Here is an 18,861-nt window from a genome sequence, read left to right on the forward strand (position 1 = left end):
GTCCTTTCAATTAGACAGACTTTTCGTATTCTCATTGTATGGGACAAAAACTAAAATTATAACTTCCTATCCTTTATTCGTTTCAATATTTCGAATTACAAAGTGACAAACTTGACACGTATAAATTACATTTTGATTAGATTGAGCCGTTAATACATGAATAATCTCAGCAGAACTTTGACAATTAGGACAAATCACAACTGGTAAACGTTCCATACGATAACCTCCTAGTTATATTTCTCCCGCTATTTGCAGAACCCAGCAATTGTGAGAAGTTTAGCTTCACATATTCACCGGGTTGACGGGACTACTTATCCACATGGATAAGCAAACTTGCACGGATTAAATTTTCATTTTAATACCATTGTAGGAAAAATAAAAAACTTCTATACATTACGCTGGAAAGTAATAGAACTAAAAAAGGTACTGCCATATGGCAGTACCTTTTTTATATGTATCAAGAAATGATATCGTAAATCTCAATTGCAACCATGTCGATATTATCGAATTGGTACACTTGAGGTTTTTCACCTTGTTGATACACTTCTAACTCATACATTTCACTTTTATCGAAAAATTTCACGCTACATTTGCGCTCACCGTTCACTTCAAAATAGCGTTGTGCTACTTCACCGCTTTCAGCTTGTTCTTGTAGACTAACAAGTCGAGTTAAAATTCCTTGGAGTAGAGACATGAAATCTCTCCTTTCTCTGATCTTCCTACCAATAGGTTTTACAGCTATACTCATTCTATCCGTCATAACAGAAAAAATGTTCCACACTCTAGGATAAAGGTTATTAGCCAGAAACTCAACTAAAATTTGTCGAAATGCGAAGGAAAAAACAGAAAGAACATATTTCCCCTTCTTTATTGCGGTTTTTATACTGGAAGAATATAATAAAAAACAGAAAAAGGGAGGAATTACAATGAAAAAAATTGAGGTTTATACACAACCTGATTGTCCGCCATGTGTTATTGTGAAAGAATTTTTGAAGCATAATAACGTTGCATATGAAGAATTTGACGTAAAAAAAGACGCTGCTGCTCGCAACCGTCTTTTAAACGACTATGATTCCTATTCAACTCCAACAGTCGTAATTGATGGCGAAGTAGTTGCAGGTTTTCAAATTGAAAAGTTACAACAACTACTCAATATAGAATAGGAATAGGTAAATACCTATTCCTATTCTTATCCCGCTGTTTGTAGGTAGTAAAACTCCCACTAATTAAAAGTTTCACTTTATAATTGTTGCAACCTTTTTATTTCAGTTAAAAGTTCCTGACTTTCATGATATCCTGCTAACTTCCATTTATCTTGATCCCTTTTCAATGTTACAATTTGATATTGTCCACTTTTTGTCCGCTCATATACATATAAATTTTTATGCTCTTGATCATACGACATTTTCGTTTCTGAATTAAAAGAAAACGGCGCTTCTTTTGCCGGAAGTAAATATTCACCACTTTGTTTATCACTTCTGCTATTTTCATCTGTAAATACTTGAAGGAAATTATCTGTAAAATACGGTGATAACGTCTCTATCATCTTATTCATCGGCAAATGCTTCCCACGAATTGAAAACTGGGTTTCATAGCCTTTTTGTATCGTTGTAAATACTTCTTTCCGATCCACTTCCACTTCCTCTTTCCCTAAAACAGTCGTAACACTATAACCAACTAGAAAGGCAACACATACAAATAGAACAAGCCATATTCCATATTTCCTCATTTTTTCACCTTCCTTTTAAAAGAACTTGTCTTTGTAGTATTCATTGTAACAATGATTATGCAAAGAAAGGACAGATTTCGTTCGTAAAATCTTTACAACGATAGACAGCATTTTCATCACCATTTTCACTATTACCAATTTATGATAAAAACAAACAAAAAATGCACGAATCTCTTCGTGCATTAAAATAAAACATCTTCTTCATATAAATATTCATATGATAAATCTATAAATAAAAAGTTGTCATCATCTATTGGGAAAGAAAATGTTCGTACCATTTCGCCCGTTTCGATATCTGCATATAAATCTGAAAGCCTTGCCTTATTCTCAAAACGCATTTTCATGATATTCTCGAGAAAATACGGGCGCCAACTCCAGTTCTTCATATAATAATCCGGCATCACAATCCATTCTCCATCTTTTTTCATAACATTTCCTGATTGTTGGAAACCATCTTCATTACAAATAAATATGCGAAAACTATACTGTGATACACTTTGACTAAATTGTAATAACCAATCATTGATATCTTCATTCTTTTTTTGTTTTGATAAAACATCGCCAATGCGATCGCGTAACATCTCTGTTAAATTATAAATTTTTTGTAACTTCTTCTTTTCATGTTGAATAAACTGATGACATTCATTACCAAGTCGCTCTTTCAAAACATTCGTTTCAATAAAATCAGGTAAACATTCTTTCAAATAATTACCTTGATAATATCTTCCGCCGTTCTTCCAAGCATATTGCAGTTGATAAAAAGCATCTATTTCTTCATATAACAAAGTTGCACCAATTCTTCTAGCAAGTAATGATAAAGAATATAAAATATCTTGATAAGATTGTAAAAGTGCTGTTTGCCTTAAGTTCGTTAAATCTACTTTTAAAATATCAGGTGCTAACACGCTAATACGCTCTAAATTACTTGTGCCCGTTCCGACCTTATTAATCGAAATTTGAATACCATATGTACGATAATACATAAGCAAATGATTAAATTGCTCTATATCTTCTTTACATTCATGCTCTGTAATCTCTAAAACAATTTGTTTTAAATTTAAACCTTGTTCTTCATACCTCAATAAAAGTTGAAGCAAGCTTTCTTCATCATCATTCATTAATACATTAGCATTCCGATGTATAAATAATAATAATTTTTGATCGCTTTCTAAATAACGATTTAAAGCTTTTTCTACTATAATATTATCCGCTTCCAGTTGAAATTCACTTGGAATCGAATCATCGTGAAAGAAAGAAGCTAAACTTTGTATGCCCTCTTCTGTTTGAATACGTCCTACTACTTCATATCCAATTACAGTATGCTCATCAGCACTAAAAATAGCTTGATAATAAGGAAGGACTTTATCCAAGTTACTCATTACATCTAATGCATCTATCAACGTGCTTCCCTCCCTTTACTTTTCAAAAATTATAACATGATATTTACGGAAAAATAATAAAAAATCCCTTCAGTTTTCCTGAAGGGATTAGAGGGGTAAAATGCTAAGGGGAATTAGCAATTCTACTATGAAGAAAAAAGAGGTCTTAAATATAACGTATATATGACCTCTTGTAAACACTTTTCTTTCATATGTCACAATTCCGTCACATTTAACCATAAAAAATGAATCAAACATTCATTTTTTATCCCTTTTAAAATGGATATTGATGTAAATGTTGTCCTCCATCCATTGTCATGCAAGTTCCATTTATGTACGCCGCTTCATCTGAGCATAAATAATAAGCTAGACCAGCGATTTCTTCTGGCGTACCCAGCCTTCCAAGCGGAACACTTTGTATCGTACGCTTAGCCATTTCTTCTGAAATCCATAATTTATCAGCACCGCCCGTACGTTCAATTGGTCCTGGCGCGATAGCGTTAACTCGTATTCCATATTTACGCCCCCACTCAACAGCGAGCGTCTTCGTCATCGCTAATACCCCTGCCTTCGCTGCAGCCGAATGAATCACTCCTGGACCTGCATCCCATGCATACGTTGCTACCATGTTAATGATATTCCCTTTTATACCTTTTTCAATCCAATATTTTCCGACAGCATGACTACAGTAAAACGTACCGTTTAACACAATATTAATGACTGAATTCCAGCCATTCACAGATAAATCTTCTGCTGGACAAATAAAGTTTCCAGCTGCATTATTTATTAAAACATCAATTCTACCAAACTTCTCATCAATCTGTTCAATCATTTTCTGAATGTCATCCGTATTTCTTACATCCATTTGTACAGGTAATACTTGCCCTGGAAATTGTTCAATTTCCAACTTTGTTTCCTCTAGTTTTTCCTTTGTACGTCCGGTAATAACAACTCGTGCCCCTTCTTTTGCAAAACGAGTCGCCATTCCTTTTCCCATTCCACTCGATCCACCTGTTATAATAACTACCTTTTCTTTCACATACATCCCCTCCAAAAAATGAATACACATTCATTTTATCACTTTATTTAATAGAAATCTTTATATTTTTAAACTTTTCTGATATTTTAACGTAAAGAACTTTCTTTTTATTCATTTTTTTTCGTAATCTATACTACTTTTTTATTATGTAAAGTATATTTTAAATAAACTGAAAGGAGATTTGAGTAGCCTATAAATGGAATAAAAACATTGAGGTATACTCATATTTTTATGAAGCACATTACAAGAAGAAATTTTTTAAAAATTGGTATGCGTACTTGTCTCTATTCATTTATAACCAGTAGCATCGGATACTACTATGCTAAATATATAGAGCCCCATTTCATTTCTTTTACACAGCACACATTAAAATCACAACTCATCCCAAAAAGTTTTCATGGTATAAAAATTCTTCAATTCAGCGATTTACATCTCGGATACTATTTCTCGCTTCAACATTTATCTAAAGTTGTTTCTAAAATTAATGCTGTAAATCCAGATATTGTCCTTTTTACCGGAGATCTCATTGATAATTATCAAACGTATACTGACACTCCTTTCGTTGCATCCATTTTAAAAAATATACAAGCCCCCTTCGGTAAATTCGCTATTTATGGTAACCATGATCACGGTGGATATGGAACTGAATACTATGAGCACATCATGCGTGAATCTGGATTTGAACTATTGCTAAATAGTGAAAAAAGAATTCGTTTAATGGATAATAGTGAAATTTCTATTTTCGGTCTCGATGATATACTACTAGGCAGACCAAAAATAGAGAAAACATTAGAGCATGCACGGCAAAGTACTTATAACATTCTTCTTGTTCACGAACCAGATATCGCGCCCAAAGTTTCTAAATATCCAATCAACTTGCAACTTTCTGGTCATAGTCACGGCGGACAAGTACAAATTCCTTTTTTAGGACCTATTATTACACCAGCACTCGCCCAAGACTATATTGAAGGCTTCTATACAATTCAGGATTTAACTCTCTATGTCAATCGAGGCCTCGGAAGAACACGTGTCCCATTCCGTTTTATGTCAAAACCTGAAATTACACTTTTTATACTTCAACATTCGTAATAATTCGCCTATTTTCTTGCATATCCTTTCTTGTACGCGCTCATCCATGTTTCATTTACCATATGATGAAAGTGAGTCCAATAAAGGAGGTATGTTCATGTATCCATATTATCAACCAATCCCAGTCCGTTCAGCACCTATTGGTCCAGTAGGCGACTCACGCTTCTTTCCGTTTTTTGGCGTTCCCTTTCTAGCTGGAATTGCTGGTGGATTGCTCGGCGGAGCATTAGCTTTCGGCCCTCGACCGTTTTATCCACCTTATCCACCACCTTTCCCGCCGCCAGCACCTTATCCTTGTTACGGTGGACCCTGTCAACAACCATACTATTACTAAGTTAAAATAACGATTCTTTCAAATGTTATTCTCTCAACGAACCACCTTATTACACGCTTATAATAAAACTATTGTTTCTACTCATCCTTCCATTTTGGGAGCATATGAGTAGAAAAAAGTAAAAACCTCTTATGGACATAAGAGGTTTTTACTTTTTTCATTATTCAGCGTCTGTATTTTGATATGCCATCTTAAACAACTTCACTTGGCTATCAATTTCTTCTGTACTACCATTAATAACATAATAGTAATCACCATCTTTATTTTGTTCACGTGTTTTCACATTATCAGCTAATGTAAGCTGTAAAATCGCCTTAATTCGTGCCTTCATTTCAATATCTAATATCGGGAAAGATATTTCCACTCGCTTCTCCATATTTCGCGTCATCCAATCAGCTGAAGATAAATATATTTTCTCCTCCCCATTATGATGGAAATAATAAATACGGCTATGTTCTAAATATCTTCCAACAACACTAACTACACGAATATTTTCACTTACATTTGGAATACCAGGTCGTAGGCAACATGTTCCTCGAACAATGAGCTCTACCTTTACTCCAGCTTGTGATGCTTCGTACATTTTTTTAATTAATGGTTTATCTGTTAATGAATTCATCTTAGCGATAATATATCCATTTCCGTATTGCCTATGATAACGGATTTCTTCATCTATTAAATCCATAAATTGCTCTCTTATATCAAATGGAGCAACCGATAAATGATGAAAATGTGGCTTTGTTGTATAACCACTTAAATAATTAAAGAAATTGGTTGCATCAACCCCAAAGTCTTTTCTTGATGTAATATATCCAAAATCAGTATATAACTTCGCTGTTGCATCATTATAGTTTCCAGTTCCAAGATGTACGAACCTTTCAATTTTTCCGTTTTTTCTTCTTACAACTAACGTAATTTTACTATGTGTTTTCAAGTGACTTACACCGTAAATAACATGACAGCCTGCCTGTTCTAATTCTTTAGCCCAATGAACATTGTTTTCTTCATCAAACCTTGCCTTTAATTCAACCAATACCGTCACTTGTTTTCCCTTTTCAGCCGCTATCTTTAACGCCTGAATAATCGGTGAATCACCACTTACACGATATAACGTTTGTTTAATCGCAAGTACATTCGGATCGTCTGCCGCATCACGAACAAAATCAACTACCGGCTGAAAGGATTCAAAAGGATGATGTAATAAAATATCATGCTCAATTGCTTTTTCAAATACATCTTCTTCATCACCTAAATCTTGAGGCGGTTGCGGAATAAGAGCTGGATATACAAGATGTTCATATAAAGGAGCTAGTTTTTTATATAAAGAAAACAAACATGTTAAATCTAATGGACCATCCATTATATATACATCTTCATCTTTTACTTCTAGAACCTCATATAATAACGCTAATACTCTTTCATCAATGTGTTCTTTCCCAACCTCTAAACGAACAGCAGCCCCCCACTTACGCTTTTTTAATTCTTTTTCAATTACCTTTAATAAATCTCTCGCACCTTCTTCATGAATCGTTAAATCTGCATTGCGTGTAATACGGAAACGAGTAACAGATGATACTGTATATCCCGTAAATAATTTATGAGTAAAGCTACTAATTACGTCTTCTAATAAAATAAATTTATGCTTTTGCCCTTCGCTCGGTAAAATTATGAAGCGCTCAAGTAATGAAGGAACTTGCACAATTCCTAATTTCGTCCTGTTTTCTTCTTCCGCTTGCTTCTCATCATATAAAAGAGTAGCCAAATTCAAACTTTTGTTTAATAACATTGGAAATGGGCGATATGCATCAATAGCTACAGGAGTTAACACCGGAAAAATTTGCTCATCAAAATACTCTTCTATAAATTCTCGCTGCTCTTTCGTCAAATCATTGAATGTTAAACGTTCAATTCCCTCTAACTCAAGCGCTGGTAATACATAATTTTTAAATGTATCATATTGTACTGTCATTAGTGCATGGGCTTTTATCGCAATTTTATTTAATTGCTTTTTTGGTGTTAAGCCAGCTTTATTTTCTGGTTGATTAAATCCAGCACTCACTTGATCCTTTAATCCCGCTACACGTACCATAAAAAATTCATCTAAATTCGAACTAAAAATACTAATAAATTTCAATCTTTCCAAAAGTGGATTATTTGCATCTTGCGCTTCTTGTAAGACACGTTCATTAAATGCTAACCAACTTAACTCTCGATTATTGTAATAAGCTGTATCATTTAAATTTACTGCATTCCCCTTCAATAATTCCATTCTCTTCACACTTCCCCTTGAAACTTTTTTACTATAATTTAGTTACTTTTATTTTAGCAAATTACAATATTATAAAGTGTAAATTTTTTGTAAAGACATCCGTACAACCTAATGTTTTAGTTCAAATAACAAGTTAATATTCGTTTTTAATACTCTTTCTAACTGTTTTTTTTGTTTTTCAGCTTGCACTTTTTCCGCTAATGCTGATTGTTCGCATAAAACTTTAAACGTTAACCCTTCTTCGTTTTCTGTTATAGATATGGTATCAACAAGCGATCGTTGCCTTACATTTAAAGTAGCTGAAAATTGTAAAACAGCTCCTAACAGGCGGATTTTTTTTTGTTCGCTTTTATCAAACCAACCTTCAAATGGTGATAAATGTTGTTTAAATAACATTTTTGATTTATACGATGCAATAAGCGCTAGCCTTACTCGATCTTTATGCATCATGCCATCAATTGTCTTATTCGCTAATAAATAAAACGTATGTAAACGGCTCGCTTCTTCGTCTATATATTTGCCTATATTAAATACTTTCGTAGCTTGATGGAACACTTCCCAGTCTTTTACTGACATAGAAATAAGCCCCATTTCCTCAAGTTGTTTGCAAATTAGTCTTCCATGTTTAATAAGTTGAATAACAAATTCCATGTCCATTTCGTATTCATGTGATAGTAAATGCAAACTTTCTTCAACTACGTTCGGATAATATGAAATCCCCAAATCTTTTGTCAACTCTTCATAGAAAACACCTTCTCTTAGCCCTTTTCTACTTAATACAAATGCCGGTGCCTCTATAACATGAACAAGTGTATGAAATACTTCAACTGCTGGAATAATCGTATCCGCTCGATCTTTTGCCAATCCTTCCAATTTCTGAAGTTCTATGAACGACAATTTTTCTAATTCATCTTTTACATTTTCAATATCTTCTTCTTTCATCTTGTATAAATGTAATCCTGCTATAGGATAACATATTAAATTTTGATGGATTTTTACTAAGTTCCTCGCACTACCACCAATTGCAATAAGAGGCAATTTCTTATTGCTTAACCATGGTAACGTTCGAAATTGAAACTCTAAATACCGTTGCATTCCTTCTAACTCATCTTTAGTAGGAATATCACCTTTAATAAATTGTTGCTTTAAAGAAAGTGCCCCAAAAGGAAAACTATGGTACTCTAAAATCTCTCTATTTCTAAAGTATGTAACTTCCGTACTTCCCCCACCAATATCTACCGTTATTCCTTCTGAAAACGATGTAGAATTCATAACCGCCAAGTATCCGTAACGCGCTTCCTCATACTCTGATAATACTCTAAGAGTAAAGTCCGTTTGTCCTTCAATAAGCTTTTTAATTTCCTCTTGATTCTCAGACTGTCTAATTGTTGCTGTTGCAACACAAAGTACATGATGCAACTGATGGAACCTTGTACTTTCTTGAAATTGAAATAATGTCTGTAATAATACTTCTATTCCCTCTTCATTCAACACACCATCAATTAAGTAATTTCTTAACCTAGCAACCACTTTCGTATTTTCAATCTCTTTATAAAAACCTCCATTTTGCTTTTCATAAATAACTAAACGCATTGTATTAGATCCAATATCTATAATGGCATACTGTTGTTTTAATATTTCTTTCAAACTTCTCACTCTTTCATTATCAAATTTCAAAAACATATTCTATTACTATTATACAAAATAGTTGTTTTTTGTAACAATATTGCTTTAATATTGAAAATATATACAATCACTTTTTGCATATAATAAAAACCTCTTTATTTATGGTATAATAATGAAAAATTGAAAGGAGATTCAATATGAAACCTTCACAACCACAATCTCAATTACAAAACCAACATTCTATTAATCGACTAGCTCAATCTATTTTCGTTGTGAATCGTCATGCTAAAGCAGCTACTAATCCTAAATATTTATACTGGTTAAAAAAGACAGCTTTAGAACGTTTGATTGCTGAAAAAAAAGCAATTAAAGAAGGATTACATTTTTCTAGAAACCCACGTTTTAGCCAACAACAATCTGATGTCCTTATACGTTTAGGCGATTATTTTTTCCACATCCCTCCTACGAAAGAAGATTTTCGAATTCTACCGCATCTTGGTCATCTTGAATCCTCCTATCGAAATCCGAAAACAACCTTATCTTTAACAGTAGCAAAAAAAACACTTCAAGATTATATTGGTCCTGAAGCATTGAAACAAGAAAAAAAATTAAGTGAACCTGTTCCATGGTATAGTCGTACTTATACAAAAAAATAAAACAGTTTGGCCAAGTGTAGGCCAAACTGTTTTATTTTTTCTCTTCTTTAATTTTAATATTTGCTTGTTTATAAAAAGCTACTTTTTCTGTATTATAAGACTTTGTGAATTCATTAAATTTATCTTTTTCTGACTCAATATCCTTATAAGATTGATTTACTACTTTTACTTTTTCACTAATATCTTTTAATTTAGTACCTTTATCTTGTAACATTGTGTATAACTCTTTTTCTTGTTTTAAAGATTTATTATAGCTGTCATACATTTTATTAAATGAATCGTGTCGTTTCTCATAGGTGCTTTTCACTTTATCAGCTTGATTTTTCAACTTATTATCTTCAATTTTCTTCACATACTTATCAGCTGACTTCACTTCTTCTTGCGCTTTATTTAAAGCCTCTTTTTCTTTTGTAAGTACTTTTTCTCGTTCAGTTGTATTCTTTGCTGCTTGATTCAATTTTTCTTTAACAGTTTGATTATTATCTTTTCCTTCTTGCACAATCTGGTTATATAATTCTTGTCCTTCTTTCTCTAAAGCCTCAAGTTTTTTTGCATCTTCAAACATTGTTTTTTCTTGTTTAGCAGCGTTTTCAAACGCTACATATAATTCTTCTTCTGGTTTCGGTCCAAAACAACCGGCTAATAAAGTCATTGATAATGCAGTTATAATTGCTAATTTACTATATTTCAACATCTCTTCCTCCTATTTATAAACGACCATCGTGTAATATAAAAAAGTTATAAAATATGTAATTGTTCTATACACTCGCATCTTTTTTACGAAGATCATTAATATTGTTTGTACGAATTATTACTTAATATTACATTATTCTTTTTGAAGTATTTAGCAGTTCCATATCCATCTTTAAGTATAGTTCTTCGTGTTTTTTAAAACCTGTTCACACTATGTATTACCTTAATGGCCACAGAATTTCACCTCAGTCTTAATAAGACTATAATAGTTCACCTGATAAATGGTGATCGTTCCGCTCTCACGTCTATCATTCCCTTTCCAGCTTTCTATCAAATAATCTCTTTGTTCATTTTACACAGTACAATCGATATCTCGCAACAACTTACAAATATTCTTTTCATTTCCTAAAAAGGAAAAGTGTAGAGCTTGCTTTCCTCTACACTTTTAAAATAAAACACATTGTGCAAATTGCATTGGCACTACCATCATAATTATATGCTTATTTCATATATTTTTAAAGACTTTTATTACAAACGCAACGTTTTTTGTAATAAAAGTCAAAAAAATGTTACAAATAAAACTTCTTCCTATCATATATCTTCAAATCGAAGCTTCACTCATTTTCTTGCAAATTTCTATACTGATACAATTGATTTTGCGACTTTCTCAACAGTTCTTCAAACGTTTTTCCTTCTACTGGATAGCTAGCTGCTCCAAATAAAAGAGTGACACTGAGTAAATCACCTTCTATTTCACTTTCAATATTTTTCATTAATCTGTTTGTTATTGTTGATGTTTCATGACCATTATCAATTGCTACAATAACATACTTATTTTCATCCCACTTTGTAACAACATCTCCCTTCCGAATTGTCTTTACAATGGTACTCTCTAATTTTTGTACTAACACTCCCAATTTTTTTTCTTGCAACGTGTCTTTTAATCCTTCCCATTCTTTTACAGAAAGAATGTAAACTGTAATATTACGGGAATCTCTTTCAGATAAAGCGGCTACTTTCCCAAAAAAATCAACAACAAAATCGTTGCTTGCCATTCCTCCTACTTCCACATTCATACGCTTGTTCGCTCTTTTATCGTACCAATGTCCAAAATAATAACTTAGTATCATTTGCAGTATATAAATAATAAAGACGGTATAAAATGATCGTGAATCCAGTTTTGCAATTACATCCTGAAGTGCAATCCATTCTGTAACTGCCACTGTATTTCCAAGTAATAATCCACTAATTTTCCCTTTATGTTTCATACTTCTCCCCCTTTTATACCAATATATGTTTCTATATCAATAATGTTTTTCTACAAAATAAAAAATGTACATATGCAATGTACATTTCTGCTTAAGCTTGTATACCTTTCCTACTCTATTTCATATATATAATATATAACTTTTATAGAAAGGAGTAATCTATATGCTACAAAAAGAGAATCTATCAGATGCTATGCGTTTACTAGCTGGTTTTCTATTATCATTAAAATTATTATTTACCTCTTTCGGCATACACTTTATTACAAACGATCAAATCGACGCAATTGTAAATGTTGTTTCATTTTTATTTATTCTATACTTTGGCTACAAAAATAACTATGTAGGAAAAAAAGGAATAGAGCAAAAGAAAATACTCAAAAAACACAACCTTCACTAAAAAAGGAACCTTTTGTACAGGTTCCTTTTTATCATTGCCGCACAACAACTTCATTTGTTTGCAGTGGACCATATGATATCTCTTTATCTTGAAATGTATATGTAGCCTGAAAGAATGCTTGTTTAAGAGCTTTATCTTTATTAGCTTTTATTTTGCAACGTAGTTCCACCTTTTCATTTGGTAACAAATCATCAATTCGCCACCTTACAAGCTGGAATAAAAACTCACTTATCCCCTTATCAACTTTTAAAGAATTAGGAATATAAGCAAAGTAATCTCGAATCATATGACTTACAACAACTCTCGAAATCATTTCTACCCCTTTATTTTCCACTTCAATTCGCATAATAAGTATGTCGTTTACATCGTAGGTCAATTCATACGAAAATTGTTCTGTATACATACTACCAATTTGCAATGTAACGGCTACTTGAGGAAATTCATTTTCCTTTTTCGATCCGTCAACCCACAATACTGGTTGTAGCGGTATTGAATACTTTCCTGTATCCGAAATTCGTCCCCATATTTTCATAATATATATTCACCTCATTTCAGATGTACCATACACACAATGAATTCCCCAACTTACTAAAGCTTGCTACAAGTAATGTTTAATATTTCTCTTCCTTTTATCCTATTCGACAATATGAAGAAAAAACCATTTTTCATCTATTAACAGAAGGTGTTCTTTATGAAATTTTTTTACAATTTACTTCATTTCCTTTATAGCAATATTCGTATTGCTCACTCGTTCTCTACTTATATGAAAGAATATTTTGACGGAAGAAAAAATTTGCCTTATAGTCAAATTTGACTATAATATTCTTTATGGCATATTAGTGCACTTATGGAAAAGAAATTAAAATCAACTATACATTTAAATTTTTTATCCACTGCACTCAAAACTTAATATAGTTTACTTATTTCTAAAGGAGGGTTATATTTGGAAACTCAACCATTAAAAAAAGACACCAACAAGACAAAATTTGTTGTTGCTGGTTTGCTACTTGGTATATTAATGGCCGCAATGGATAATACAATCGTTGCAACCGCAATGGCAACAATCGTTGGAGACCTAGGAGGCTTTGATAAGTTTGTTTGGGTCACATCAGCTTATATGGTAGCAACAATGGCAGGGATGCCTATCTTTGGGAAACTTTCTGATATGTACGGGCGGAAACGTTTTTATATTGGGGGCCTCATTCTTTTCTTATTCGGTTCTGCGCTTTGCGGAACAGCTTCAAGTATTGAGCAATTAAGTATTTATAGAGCTATTCAAGGTATCGGTGGTGGTGCCCTTATGCCTATCGCCTTTACAATTATGTATGATATCTTCCCACCAGAAAAACGCGGGAAGATGACAGGGCTATTCGGTGCTGTTTTCGGGACATCTAGTGTCTTCGGTCCTTTATTAGGTGCTTATATTACAGACTATATAAGTTGGCATTGGGTCTTCTATATCAATATTCCATTAGGACTTATCTCCTTTTTCTTCATTACTAAATACTACAGTGAGTCTCTAGAATTTAGAAAACAAAAAATTGATTGGGCTGGTGCTATTACACTTGTCATAAGTATCGTTTGCTTAATGTTCGCATTAGAACTTGGTGGTAAGGAATATGCCTGGAATTCCACTGTAATTATTGGCTTATTTACAACAGTAGTTATTGCGCTTATTATTTTCTTCTTTGTAGAAAGAAAAGCAACCGAGCCTATTATTTCGTTCCATCTATTTAAAAAACCTTTATTCGCAGCTAGTCAAGGAGTTGCCTTTTTCTATGGTGCTGCTTTTATTATCTGTACAGTTTATATTCCAATCTTCATTCAAGGCGTTCTTGGAGGTTCGGCCTCTAATGCTGGATTAATTTTAACACCAATGATGGTTGGTTCTGTAATTGGAAGTCAAACAGGAGGACAATTAGCTTCTCGAACAAGCTATCGTAACATTATGATGGTATCTGGTGTCTTCTTCGTTCTTGGTATTTATTCATTAAGTACTTTAACAATGGACACACCTCGTTTACTCGTAACACTATTTATGATTCTCGCTGGGCTTGGTGTTGGCTTCTCATTCTCAGTATTAAGTATGTCTTCTATTCACAAGTTAGAAATGCGAGACCGCGGTTCGGCGACATCAACAAACTCATTCTTCCGATCACTCGGTATGACTCTTGGTGTAACGATTTTCGGTACAATTCAAAATCATATTTTTACAGATAAACTAAACTCTGTGTTCCCCCCTGAACTAGCAAAATTAGCTCCAAAAGGCGGAGACACAAGTTTCTTATTATCACCAGGCGCTACCGCAAAAATTCCTGCTGAAATATTAGCGGGTATTAAAGAAGCTCTCGCTACATCTATTGCGAACACATTCTTCTGGGCACTCATCCCGGCTGTACTAAGTGTTATTTGTATTTTACTAATGGGAAATGAACGCCTCTTTACAGGCCCTAAAAAGAAAGAAAAACAAAAGCAAGTCAGTTAATATAAAAAAGAAGCGGCATATCCCTTTATGAAAAAGGATATGCCGTTTATAATATGTATAAAGTTTTTATATACAGGAGTTGAGACAGCATGAGCATGAAATTAGTCATTCTCGGCTTGCTACTCGAAGGAGATAAACATCCATATGAAGTGCAGCATATTATGAAAGAACGACAAATGGATTGTTATATTAAATATGCTAAAGGATCACTTTATTACGCTTTCGAGCAATTAGAAAAGCAAGGCGCAATTCACATTACAAATGTAATTAGAGACACAAACCGACCTGACAAAACGATTTTTCATATAACAGAAGAAGGCAAAAAACTATTCCACACTTTACTATTAAAACAATTCGAAGCAAAAAACCAAATATATAAACCTATTTATTCAGCCCTATCTTTCGCTCACTTTAGCAATGATCATGAATTAGTTCCTATTTTAGAAAAAAAGAAAAATGATACTCTTCAATATTTACATACTATGCAAACGATATATGATTGTAATAAAGGAAAGGTTCCACGTGCACAACTATATATCTTGCAAAGTGTAATTGAGCATATTACAGTTGAATTACAATGGCTAAACACCCTCCTTAAAGATGCTATAGCAGGCCGACTTTCAGAAGTTGCTATAGATGAAAATTGAGCTATGAAAGAAGACATCCCTACTTCTTTCATAGCTCAATTTCTCTTTTTATACTGTAATATTATTAGTTACTTCAGAATAAAAAGTCAGAATAATAAGAAATAAAAACTTTGGAATTTTCTTATTTTAAAACAGTAGACAAAATTCCAAAAATTGTGTTAGAATTTGTTTCAATATCATATCGCTTGTTAAATTCCTTTCAAAAGGAAAATAGGTACACGAACATTTCGTTTCGTGTTTAAAAGGGAAGCTTGGTGAAACTCCAACACGGTCCCGCCACTGTAAATGCTGAGATTTCTTTTTGGTGCCACTGTGAAAACGGGAAGGTGAAAGAAATTATATGAAGCATAAGTCAGGAGACCTGCCTGTTTTAACAACACTGATAGATTCACGGATGATGATGAGGTGTTAAAACAAAAAGGAAGGCTTATTTTCTATGTCTTTGCACTTTTTGTTATAAGTATTTCCTAGTAAACGGAAATGCTTACTTTCAATTAGGGAGGAATTTAAAATGGCAATTCAAACAAGTAACTTAGGTTATCCACGTATCGGACTACAACGAGAGTGGAAAAAAACATTGGAAGCTTTTTGGTCCAATAAAATTGATGAAGAACAATTTTTAACAACAATGAAAGAAATTCGCCTTCAACACGTAAAAGTACAGCAAGAAAAAGGGATTGAACTCATTCCAATTGGCGACTTTACATATTATGATCACGTTTTGGATACTGCCTATATGCTAGGATTTATCCCATCACGTTTTTCTGAGTTTACATCTTACCTTGATGTATATTTCGCAATGGCGCGTGGCTCTAAAAATCACGTAGCTTCCGAAATGACAAAATGGTTTAACACAAACTATCACTATATCGTTCCTGAATATGAAGAGGGATTACAAATCTCTTTAAAAGATAATCGTCCACTTCGCTTATACGAAGAGGCAAAACAAGAATTAGGAGTAGATGGAAAGCCTGTTATTTTAGGTCCATATACTTTCTTAAAATTAGCTAAAGGCTATACAAAAGAACAATTCCCTTCCATTTTAAAACAGTTAGTTGCACCTTACATACAACTGCTTTCAGAACTACATGCAGCTGGTGCACAAGCCATTCAAGTTGATGAACCAATTTTCGCTTCTTTAACGAAAGAAGAAGTTCAACAAGCAAAAGAAATTTATGAAGCTATTCGTAAAGAAGTTCCAAATGCGACTCTTCTTTTACAAACGTATTTTGATAGCGTGGAAGAAAACTATGAAGAAATTATTACATTCCCGGTATCCGGTATTGGATTAGATTTCATTCATGGTAAAGAAGGTAATTTAAATGCTATTTCAAAATATGGATTCCCAGCTGATAAAACTTTAGCTGTCGGTTGTATAGATGGCCGTAACATTTGGAGAGCTGACCTTGATGAAGTTCTTGAGTTATTTACAACGTTACAAAAACAAGTCCAAACGAAAGATTTCATCGTTCAGCCTTCTTGTAGCTTGTTGCATACACCGATCGATAAAACAGAAGAAACTCACTTATCGACTGAGCTATTTGATGCATTAGCATTTGCAAATCAAAAATTAGAAGAGTTAGTTCTTATTCATTCCGCTCTCACTCAAGGTACAGAAAGCATTAGTAATGAGCTGGAAACATATCGAAACGTACATCATACAATTCGCTCATCTGCTGCACGTAACCGAGAAGATGTCAAAGCAGCACGAACAGCACTAAAAGAAGAAGATTTTTCACGCCCTCTTCCATTTGAAAAACGATACGAATTACAACAAGTTGCCCTGGAGTTACCGCTATTACCAACAACGACCATTGGTAGCTTCCCGCAAACAACTGAAGTTCGTCAAACGCGAAAAGAATGGCGTAACGGTGTTATTTCAAATGAACAATATGAACAATTTATTGAAAAAGAGACAGAAAAATGGATTCGTTACCAAGAAGAAATTGGGCTTGATGTCCTTGTACATGGTGAATTTGAAAGAACTGACATGGTCGAATATTTTGGTGAGCGCCTTGCTGGTTTCTCATTCACTAAAAACGGTTGGGTACAATCATACGGTTCCCGCTGCGTAAAACCACCTGTTATTTATGGTGATGTAGCCTTTATTAACGGCATGACTATTAAGGAAACAGTTTATGCACAAAGCTTAACGGAGAAAGTTGTAAAAGGAATGTTAACTGGACCTGTTACGATTTTAAATTGGTCCTTCGTTCGAAATGACATTCCAAGAAAAGAAGTTTCGTATCAAATTGCACTAGCTCTTCGTCACGAAATTGAACTACTTGAATCTTCCGGAATTAGAGTAATTCAAGTCGATGAGCCAGCACTTCGTGAAGGAATGCCACTAAAAGAAAAAGATTGGGATGCTTATATTACATGGGCAGTACAATCCTTCCTTTTAGCAACTTCTTCTGTAGCAAATGAAACACAAATTCATACTCATATGTGTTACAGTAACTTCGAAGATATTGTTGACGCGATTCGCGCATTAGATGCAGATGTAATTTCTATCGAAACATCAAGAAGTCACGGAGAATTTATTGATACGTTAAAACATACAACATATGAAAAAGGCATCGGTCTAGGTGTATATGATATTCATAGCCCACGTGTACCGAGTAAAGATGAAATGTATAAAATCGTAGAACAATCTTTAGAAGTATGCGATCCTAAATATTTCTGGATTAATCCTGATTGTGGTTTAAAAACGAGAAGAACAGAAGAAGTTATTCCAGCTTTAGAACATATGGTTCAAGCAGCGAAAGATGCTCGTTCCCTTTTAAAAACAAACGCATAACAAAAATGGGTTATCCTTTTCTCAGGATAACCCATTTTTTATTCTTTACTTTCAAAGAAGAATTCGTATTGTATTTTATATAATTCATCATCCGTTGGCTCTTCAAGAGGAATTGCTTGTAAGACAACTGTATACTCACCATTTGGAATAGATATTTGAAATTTGTTTGAAAGAATGCTCGTTATAACGATACTTTCATTTTCAACCGTAAAAGGAACCGTAATCGTTCTAACCACTTCTTCTTTTTCAATATGTTTCCCTGGGGTCACTTTCACTTCACAAGTATAATCAGAAAGTGCTTCAAAAATAACAGTTCCCTCTGCCTCAGCATAACCTCTTTCAAAATCTTCATCCGTCCAGTCTACATAAGGCTGCTCACCGTCATAGTTCATCAACATTAATTGCGAATAAGAAATTGTTAACTCCATAGTTCCCCTTCTCCTTCATTAT

19 protein-coding genes and 1 riboswitch are annotated in these 18,861 nt (G+C 33.5%); of the genes, 8 read left to right on the plus strand and 11 right to left on the minus strand.

Annotation, left to right across the window (positions count from 1 at the left end; translation table 11 throughout):
• Window positions 1-66: 66 nt before the first annotated feature.
• On the minus strand, window positions 67-216 hold the full coding sequence (locus N2V79_RS19510) for a hypothetical protein (protein ID WP_000440540.1): 150 nt from the start codon (window positions 214-216) through the stop codon (window positions 67-69).
• Between the two features lie 241 nt (window positions 217-457).
• Window positions 458-694 (minus strand): YkuJ family protein, encoded by a 237-nt coding sequence (locus N2V79_RS19515; RefSeq protein ID WP_000055151.1) that lies wholly within the window; start codon window positions 692-694, stop codon window positions 458-460.
• A gap of 232 nt (window positions 695-926) precedes the next feature.
• On the opposite strand from N2V79_RS19515, the gene N2V79_RS19520 reads away from it, so the two are divergent.
• Window positions 927-1,163, plus strand: coding sequence for a glutaredoxin family protein (locus tag N2V79_RS19520; RefSeq protein WP_000717873.1), 237 nt, complete (start codon window positions 927-929; stop codon window positions 1,161-1,163).
• A 77-nt stretch (window positions 1,164-1,240) separates the two neighbouring features.
• On the opposite strand, the gene N2V79_RS19525 is transcribed toward N2V79_RS19520, so the two are convergent.
• From N2V79_RS19525 to fadH, 3 genes are all read right to left on the minus strand, one after another.
• Window positions 1,241-1,729 carry a DUF3993 domain-containing protein gene (locus N2V79_RS19525; protein ID WP_001233805.1) on the minus strand — a complete coding sequence of 163 codons (489 nt, stop codon included), beginning with the start codon at window positions 1,727-1,729 and terminating at the stop codon, window positions 1,241-1,243.
• Window positions 1,730-1,911: 182 nt separating this feature from the next.
• Window positions 1,912-3,129 (minus strand): EAL domain-containing protein, encoded by a 1,218-nt coding sequence (locus tag N2V79_RS19530; protein ID WP_098678449.1) that lies wholly within the window; start codon window positions 3,127-3,129, stop codon window positions 1,912-1,914.
• Window positions 3,130-3,382: 253 nt separating this feature from the next.
• Window positions 3,383-4,147, minus strand: coding sequence for a 2,4-dienoyl-CoA reductase (fadH, locus tag N2V79_RS19535; protein ID WP_000660913.1), 765 nt, complete (start codon window positions 4,145-4,147; stop codon window positions 3,383-3,385).
• Window positions 4,148-4,378: 231 nt separating this feature from the next.
• Between fadH and N2V79_RS19540 the strand changes: the two genes are divergently transcribed.
• Window positions 4,379-5,236: a metallophosphoesterase gene (locus tag N2V79_RS19540; RefSeq protein ID WP_340720176.1), complete on the plus strand. Its 858-nt coding sequence runs from the start codon at window positions 4,379-4,381 to the stop codon at window positions 5,234-5,236.
• A gap of 97 nt (window positions 5,237-5,333) precedes the next feature.
• On the plus strand, window positions 5,334-5,570 hold the full coding sequence (locus N2V79_RS19545; protein ID WP_000283738.1) for a hypothetical protein: 237 nt from the start codon (window positions 5,334-5,336) through the stop codon (window positions 5,568-5,570).
• A gap of 160 nt (window positions 5,571-5,730) precedes the next feature.
• Here the strand turns inward: N2V79_RS19545 and N2V79_RS19550 are convergent, their stop codons facing one another.
• Both N2V79_RS19550 and ppx read right to left on the minus strand, forming a co-directional pair.
• On the minus strand, window positions 5,731-7,839 hold the full coding sequence (locus N2V79_RS19550; RefSeq protein WP_053563730.1) for a polyphosphate kinase: 2,109 nt from the start codon (window positions 7,837-7,839) through the stop codon (window positions 5,731-5,733).
• Window positions 7,840-7,947: 108 nt separating this feature from the next.
• Window positions 7,948-9,522, minus strand: coding sequence for an exopolyphosphatase (ppx, locus tag N2V79_RS19555; protein ID WP_340720177.1), 1,575 nt, complete (start codon window positions 9,520-9,522; stop codon window positions 7,948-7,950).
• A gap of 140 nt (window positions 9,523-9,662) precedes the next feature.
• Between ppx and N2V79_RS19560 the strand changes: the two genes are divergently transcribed.
• Complete coding sequence (locus N2V79_RS19560) at window positions 9,663-10,121, plus strand: YkyB family protein (RefSeq protein WP_000804864.1); 459 nt, start codon at window positions 9,663-9,665, stop codon at window positions 10,119-10,121.
• 31 nt (window positions 10,122-10,152) lie between these two features.
• On the opposite strand, the gene N2V79_RS19565 is transcribed toward N2V79_RS19560, so the two are convergent.
• Together N2V79_RS19565 and N2V79_RS19570 are read right to left on the minus strand one after the other, a co-directional pair.
• The gene (locus N2V79_RS19565) at window positions 10,153-10,815 is read right to left on the minus strand and encodes a YkyA family protein (RefSeq protein WP_000922469.1); all 663 of its coding nucleotides are present in this window, start codon (window positions 10,813-10,815) and stop codon (window positions 10,153-10,155) included.
• A 613-nt stretch (window positions 10,816-11,428) separates the two neighbouring features.
• The gene (locus N2V79_RS19570; RefSeq protein WP_053563727.1) at window positions 11,429-12,082 is read right to left on the minus strand and encodes a diguanylate cyclase domain-containing protein; all 654 of its coding nucleotides are present in this window, start codon (window positions 12,080-12,082) and stop codon (window positions 11,429-11,431) included.
• Window positions 12,083-12,245: 163 nt separating this feature from the next.
• Here N2V79_RS19570 and N2V79_RS19575 point away from each other — a divergent pair, with 163 nt between their 5' ends.
• The gene (locus N2V79_RS19575) at window positions 12,246-12,479 is read left to right on the plus strand and encodes an SPP1 phage holin family protein (protein WP_000939446.1); all 234 of its coding nucleotides are present in this window, start codon (window positions 12,246-12,248) and stop codon (window positions 12,477-12,479) included.
• Window positions 12,480-12,510: 31 nt separating this feature from the next.
• Here N2V79_RS19575 and N2V79_RS19580 read toward each other — a convergent pair whose 3' ends face one another.
• Window positions 12,511-13,011: a hypothetical protein gene (locus tag N2V79_RS19580; protein WP_053563726.1), complete on the minus strand. Its 501-nt coding sequence runs from the start codon at window positions 13,009-13,011 to the stop codon at window positions 12,511-12,513.
• Window positions 13,012-13,422: 411 nt separating this feature from the next.
• Between N2V79_RS19580 and N2V79_RS19585 the strand changes: the two genes are divergently transcribed.
• The 3 genes from N2V79_RS19585 to metE all read left to right on the plus strand — a co-directional run bounded on the left by N2V79_RS19585 (window position 13,423) and on the right by metE (window position 18,411).
• Window positions 13,423-14,964, plus strand: coding sequence for an MDR family MFS transporter (locus N2V79_RS19585; RefSeq protein WP_053563725.1), 1,542 nt, complete (start codon window positions 13,423-13,425; stop codon window positions 14,962-14,964).
• A gap of 89 nt (window positions 14,965-15,053) precedes the next feature.
• A complete protein-coding gene (locus tag N2V79_RS19590; RefSeq protein WP_000062063.1) occupies window positions 15,054-15,611 on the plus strand; it encodes a PadR family transcriptional regulator in 558 nt (185 codons plus the stop codon).
• 195 nt (window positions 15,612-15,806) lie between these two features.
• Window positions 15,807-15,994: riboswitch (cobalamin riboswitch) on the plus strand.
• Window positions 15,995-16,122: 128 nt separating this feature from the next.
• Window positions 16,123-18,411 (plus strand): 5-methyltetrahydropteroyltriglutamate--homocysteine S-methyltransferase, encoded by a 2,289-nt coding sequence (metE, locus tag N2V79_RS19595; RefSeq protein WP_053563724.1) that lies wholly within the window; start codon window positions 16,123-16,125, stop codon window positions 18,409-18,411.
• A 38-nt stretch (window positions 18,412-18,449) separates the two neighbouring features.
• Here the strand turns inward: metE and N2V79_RS19600 are convergent, their stop codons facing one another.
• Window positions 18,450-18,839, minus strand: coding sequence for a competence protein ComJ (locus N2V79_RS19600; protein ID WP_000424024.1), 390 nt, complete (start codon window positions 18,837-18,839; stop codon window positions 18,450-18,452).
• Between the last annotated feature and the right edge of the window lie 22 nt (window positions 18,840-18,861).

This window comes from Bacillus sp. CH_70, assembly GCF_038007045.1.
GTDB classification, from domain to species: Bacteria; Bacillota; Bacilli; order Bacillales; family Bacillaceae_G; genus Bacillus_A; species Bacillus_A cereus.

Excerpts from the sequence above, each read along its gene's own strand:
- N2V79_RS19510 (WP_000440540.1), bottom strand. The coding sequence starts at position 216 with ATGGAACGTTTACCAGTTGTGATTTGTCCTAATTGTCAAAGTTCTGCT.
- N2V79_RS19515 (WP_000055151.1), bottom strand. The coding sequence starts at position 694 with ATGTCTCTACTCCAAGGAATTTTAACTCGACTTGTTAGTCTACAAGAA.
- N2V79_RS19520 (WP_000717873.1), top strand. The coding sequence starts at position 927 with ATGAAAAAAATTGAGGTTTATACACAACCTGATTGTCCGCCATGTGTT.
- N2V79_RS19525 (WP_001233805.1), bottom strand. The coding sequence starts at position 1,729 with ATGAGGAAATATGGAATATGGCTTGTTCTATTTGTATGTGTTGCCTTT.
- N2V79_RS19540 (WP_340720176.1), top strand. The coding sequence starts at position 4,379 with ATGAAGCACATTACAAGAAGAAATTTTTTAAAAATTGGTATGCGTACT.
- N2V79_RS19545 (WP_000283738.1), top strand. The coding sequence starts at position 5,334 with ATGTATCCATATTATCAACCAATCCCAGTCCGTTCAGCACCTATTGGT.
- N2V79_RS19550 (WP_053563730.1), bottom strand. The coding sequence starts at position 7,839 with ATGGAATTATTGAAGGGGAATGCAGTAAATTTAAATGATACAGCTTAT.
- ppx (WP_340720177.1), bottom strand. The coding sequence starts at position 9,522 with ATGTTTTTGAAATTTGATAATGAAAGAGTGAGAAGTTTGAAAGAAATA.
- N2V79_RS19560 (WP_000804864.1), top strand. The coding sequence starts at position 9,663 with ATGAAACCTTCACAACCACAATCTCAATTACAAAACCAACATTCTATT.
- N2V79_RS19565 (WP_000922469.1), bottom strand. The coding sequence starts at position 10,815 with ATGTTGAAATATAGTAAATTAGCAATTATAACTGCATTATCAATGACT.
- N2V79_RS19570 (WP_053563727.1), bottom strand. The coding sequence starts at position 12,082 with ATGAAACATAAAGGGAAAATTAGTGGATTATTACTTGGAAATACAGTG.
- N2V79_RS19575 (WP_000939446.1), top strand. The coding sequence starts at position 12,246 with ATGCTACAAAAAGAGAATCTATCAGATGCTATGCGTTTACTAGCTGGT.
- N2V79_RS19580 (WP_053563726.1), bottom strand. The coding sequence starts at position 13,011 with ATGAAAATATGGGGACGAATTTCGGATACAGGAAAGTATTCAATACCG.
- N2V79_RS19590 (WP_000062063.1), top strand. The coding sequence starts at position 15,054 with ATGAGCATGAAATTAGTCATTCTCGGCTTGCTACTCGAAGGAGATAAA.
- metE (WP_053563724.1), top strand. The coding sequence starts at position 16,123 with ATGGCAATTCAAACAAGTAACTTAGGTTATCCACGTATCGGACTACAA.
- N2V79_RS19600 (WP_000424024.1), bottom strand. The coding sequence starts at position 18,839 with ATGGAGTTAACAATTTCTTATTCGCAATTAATGTTGATGAACTATGAC.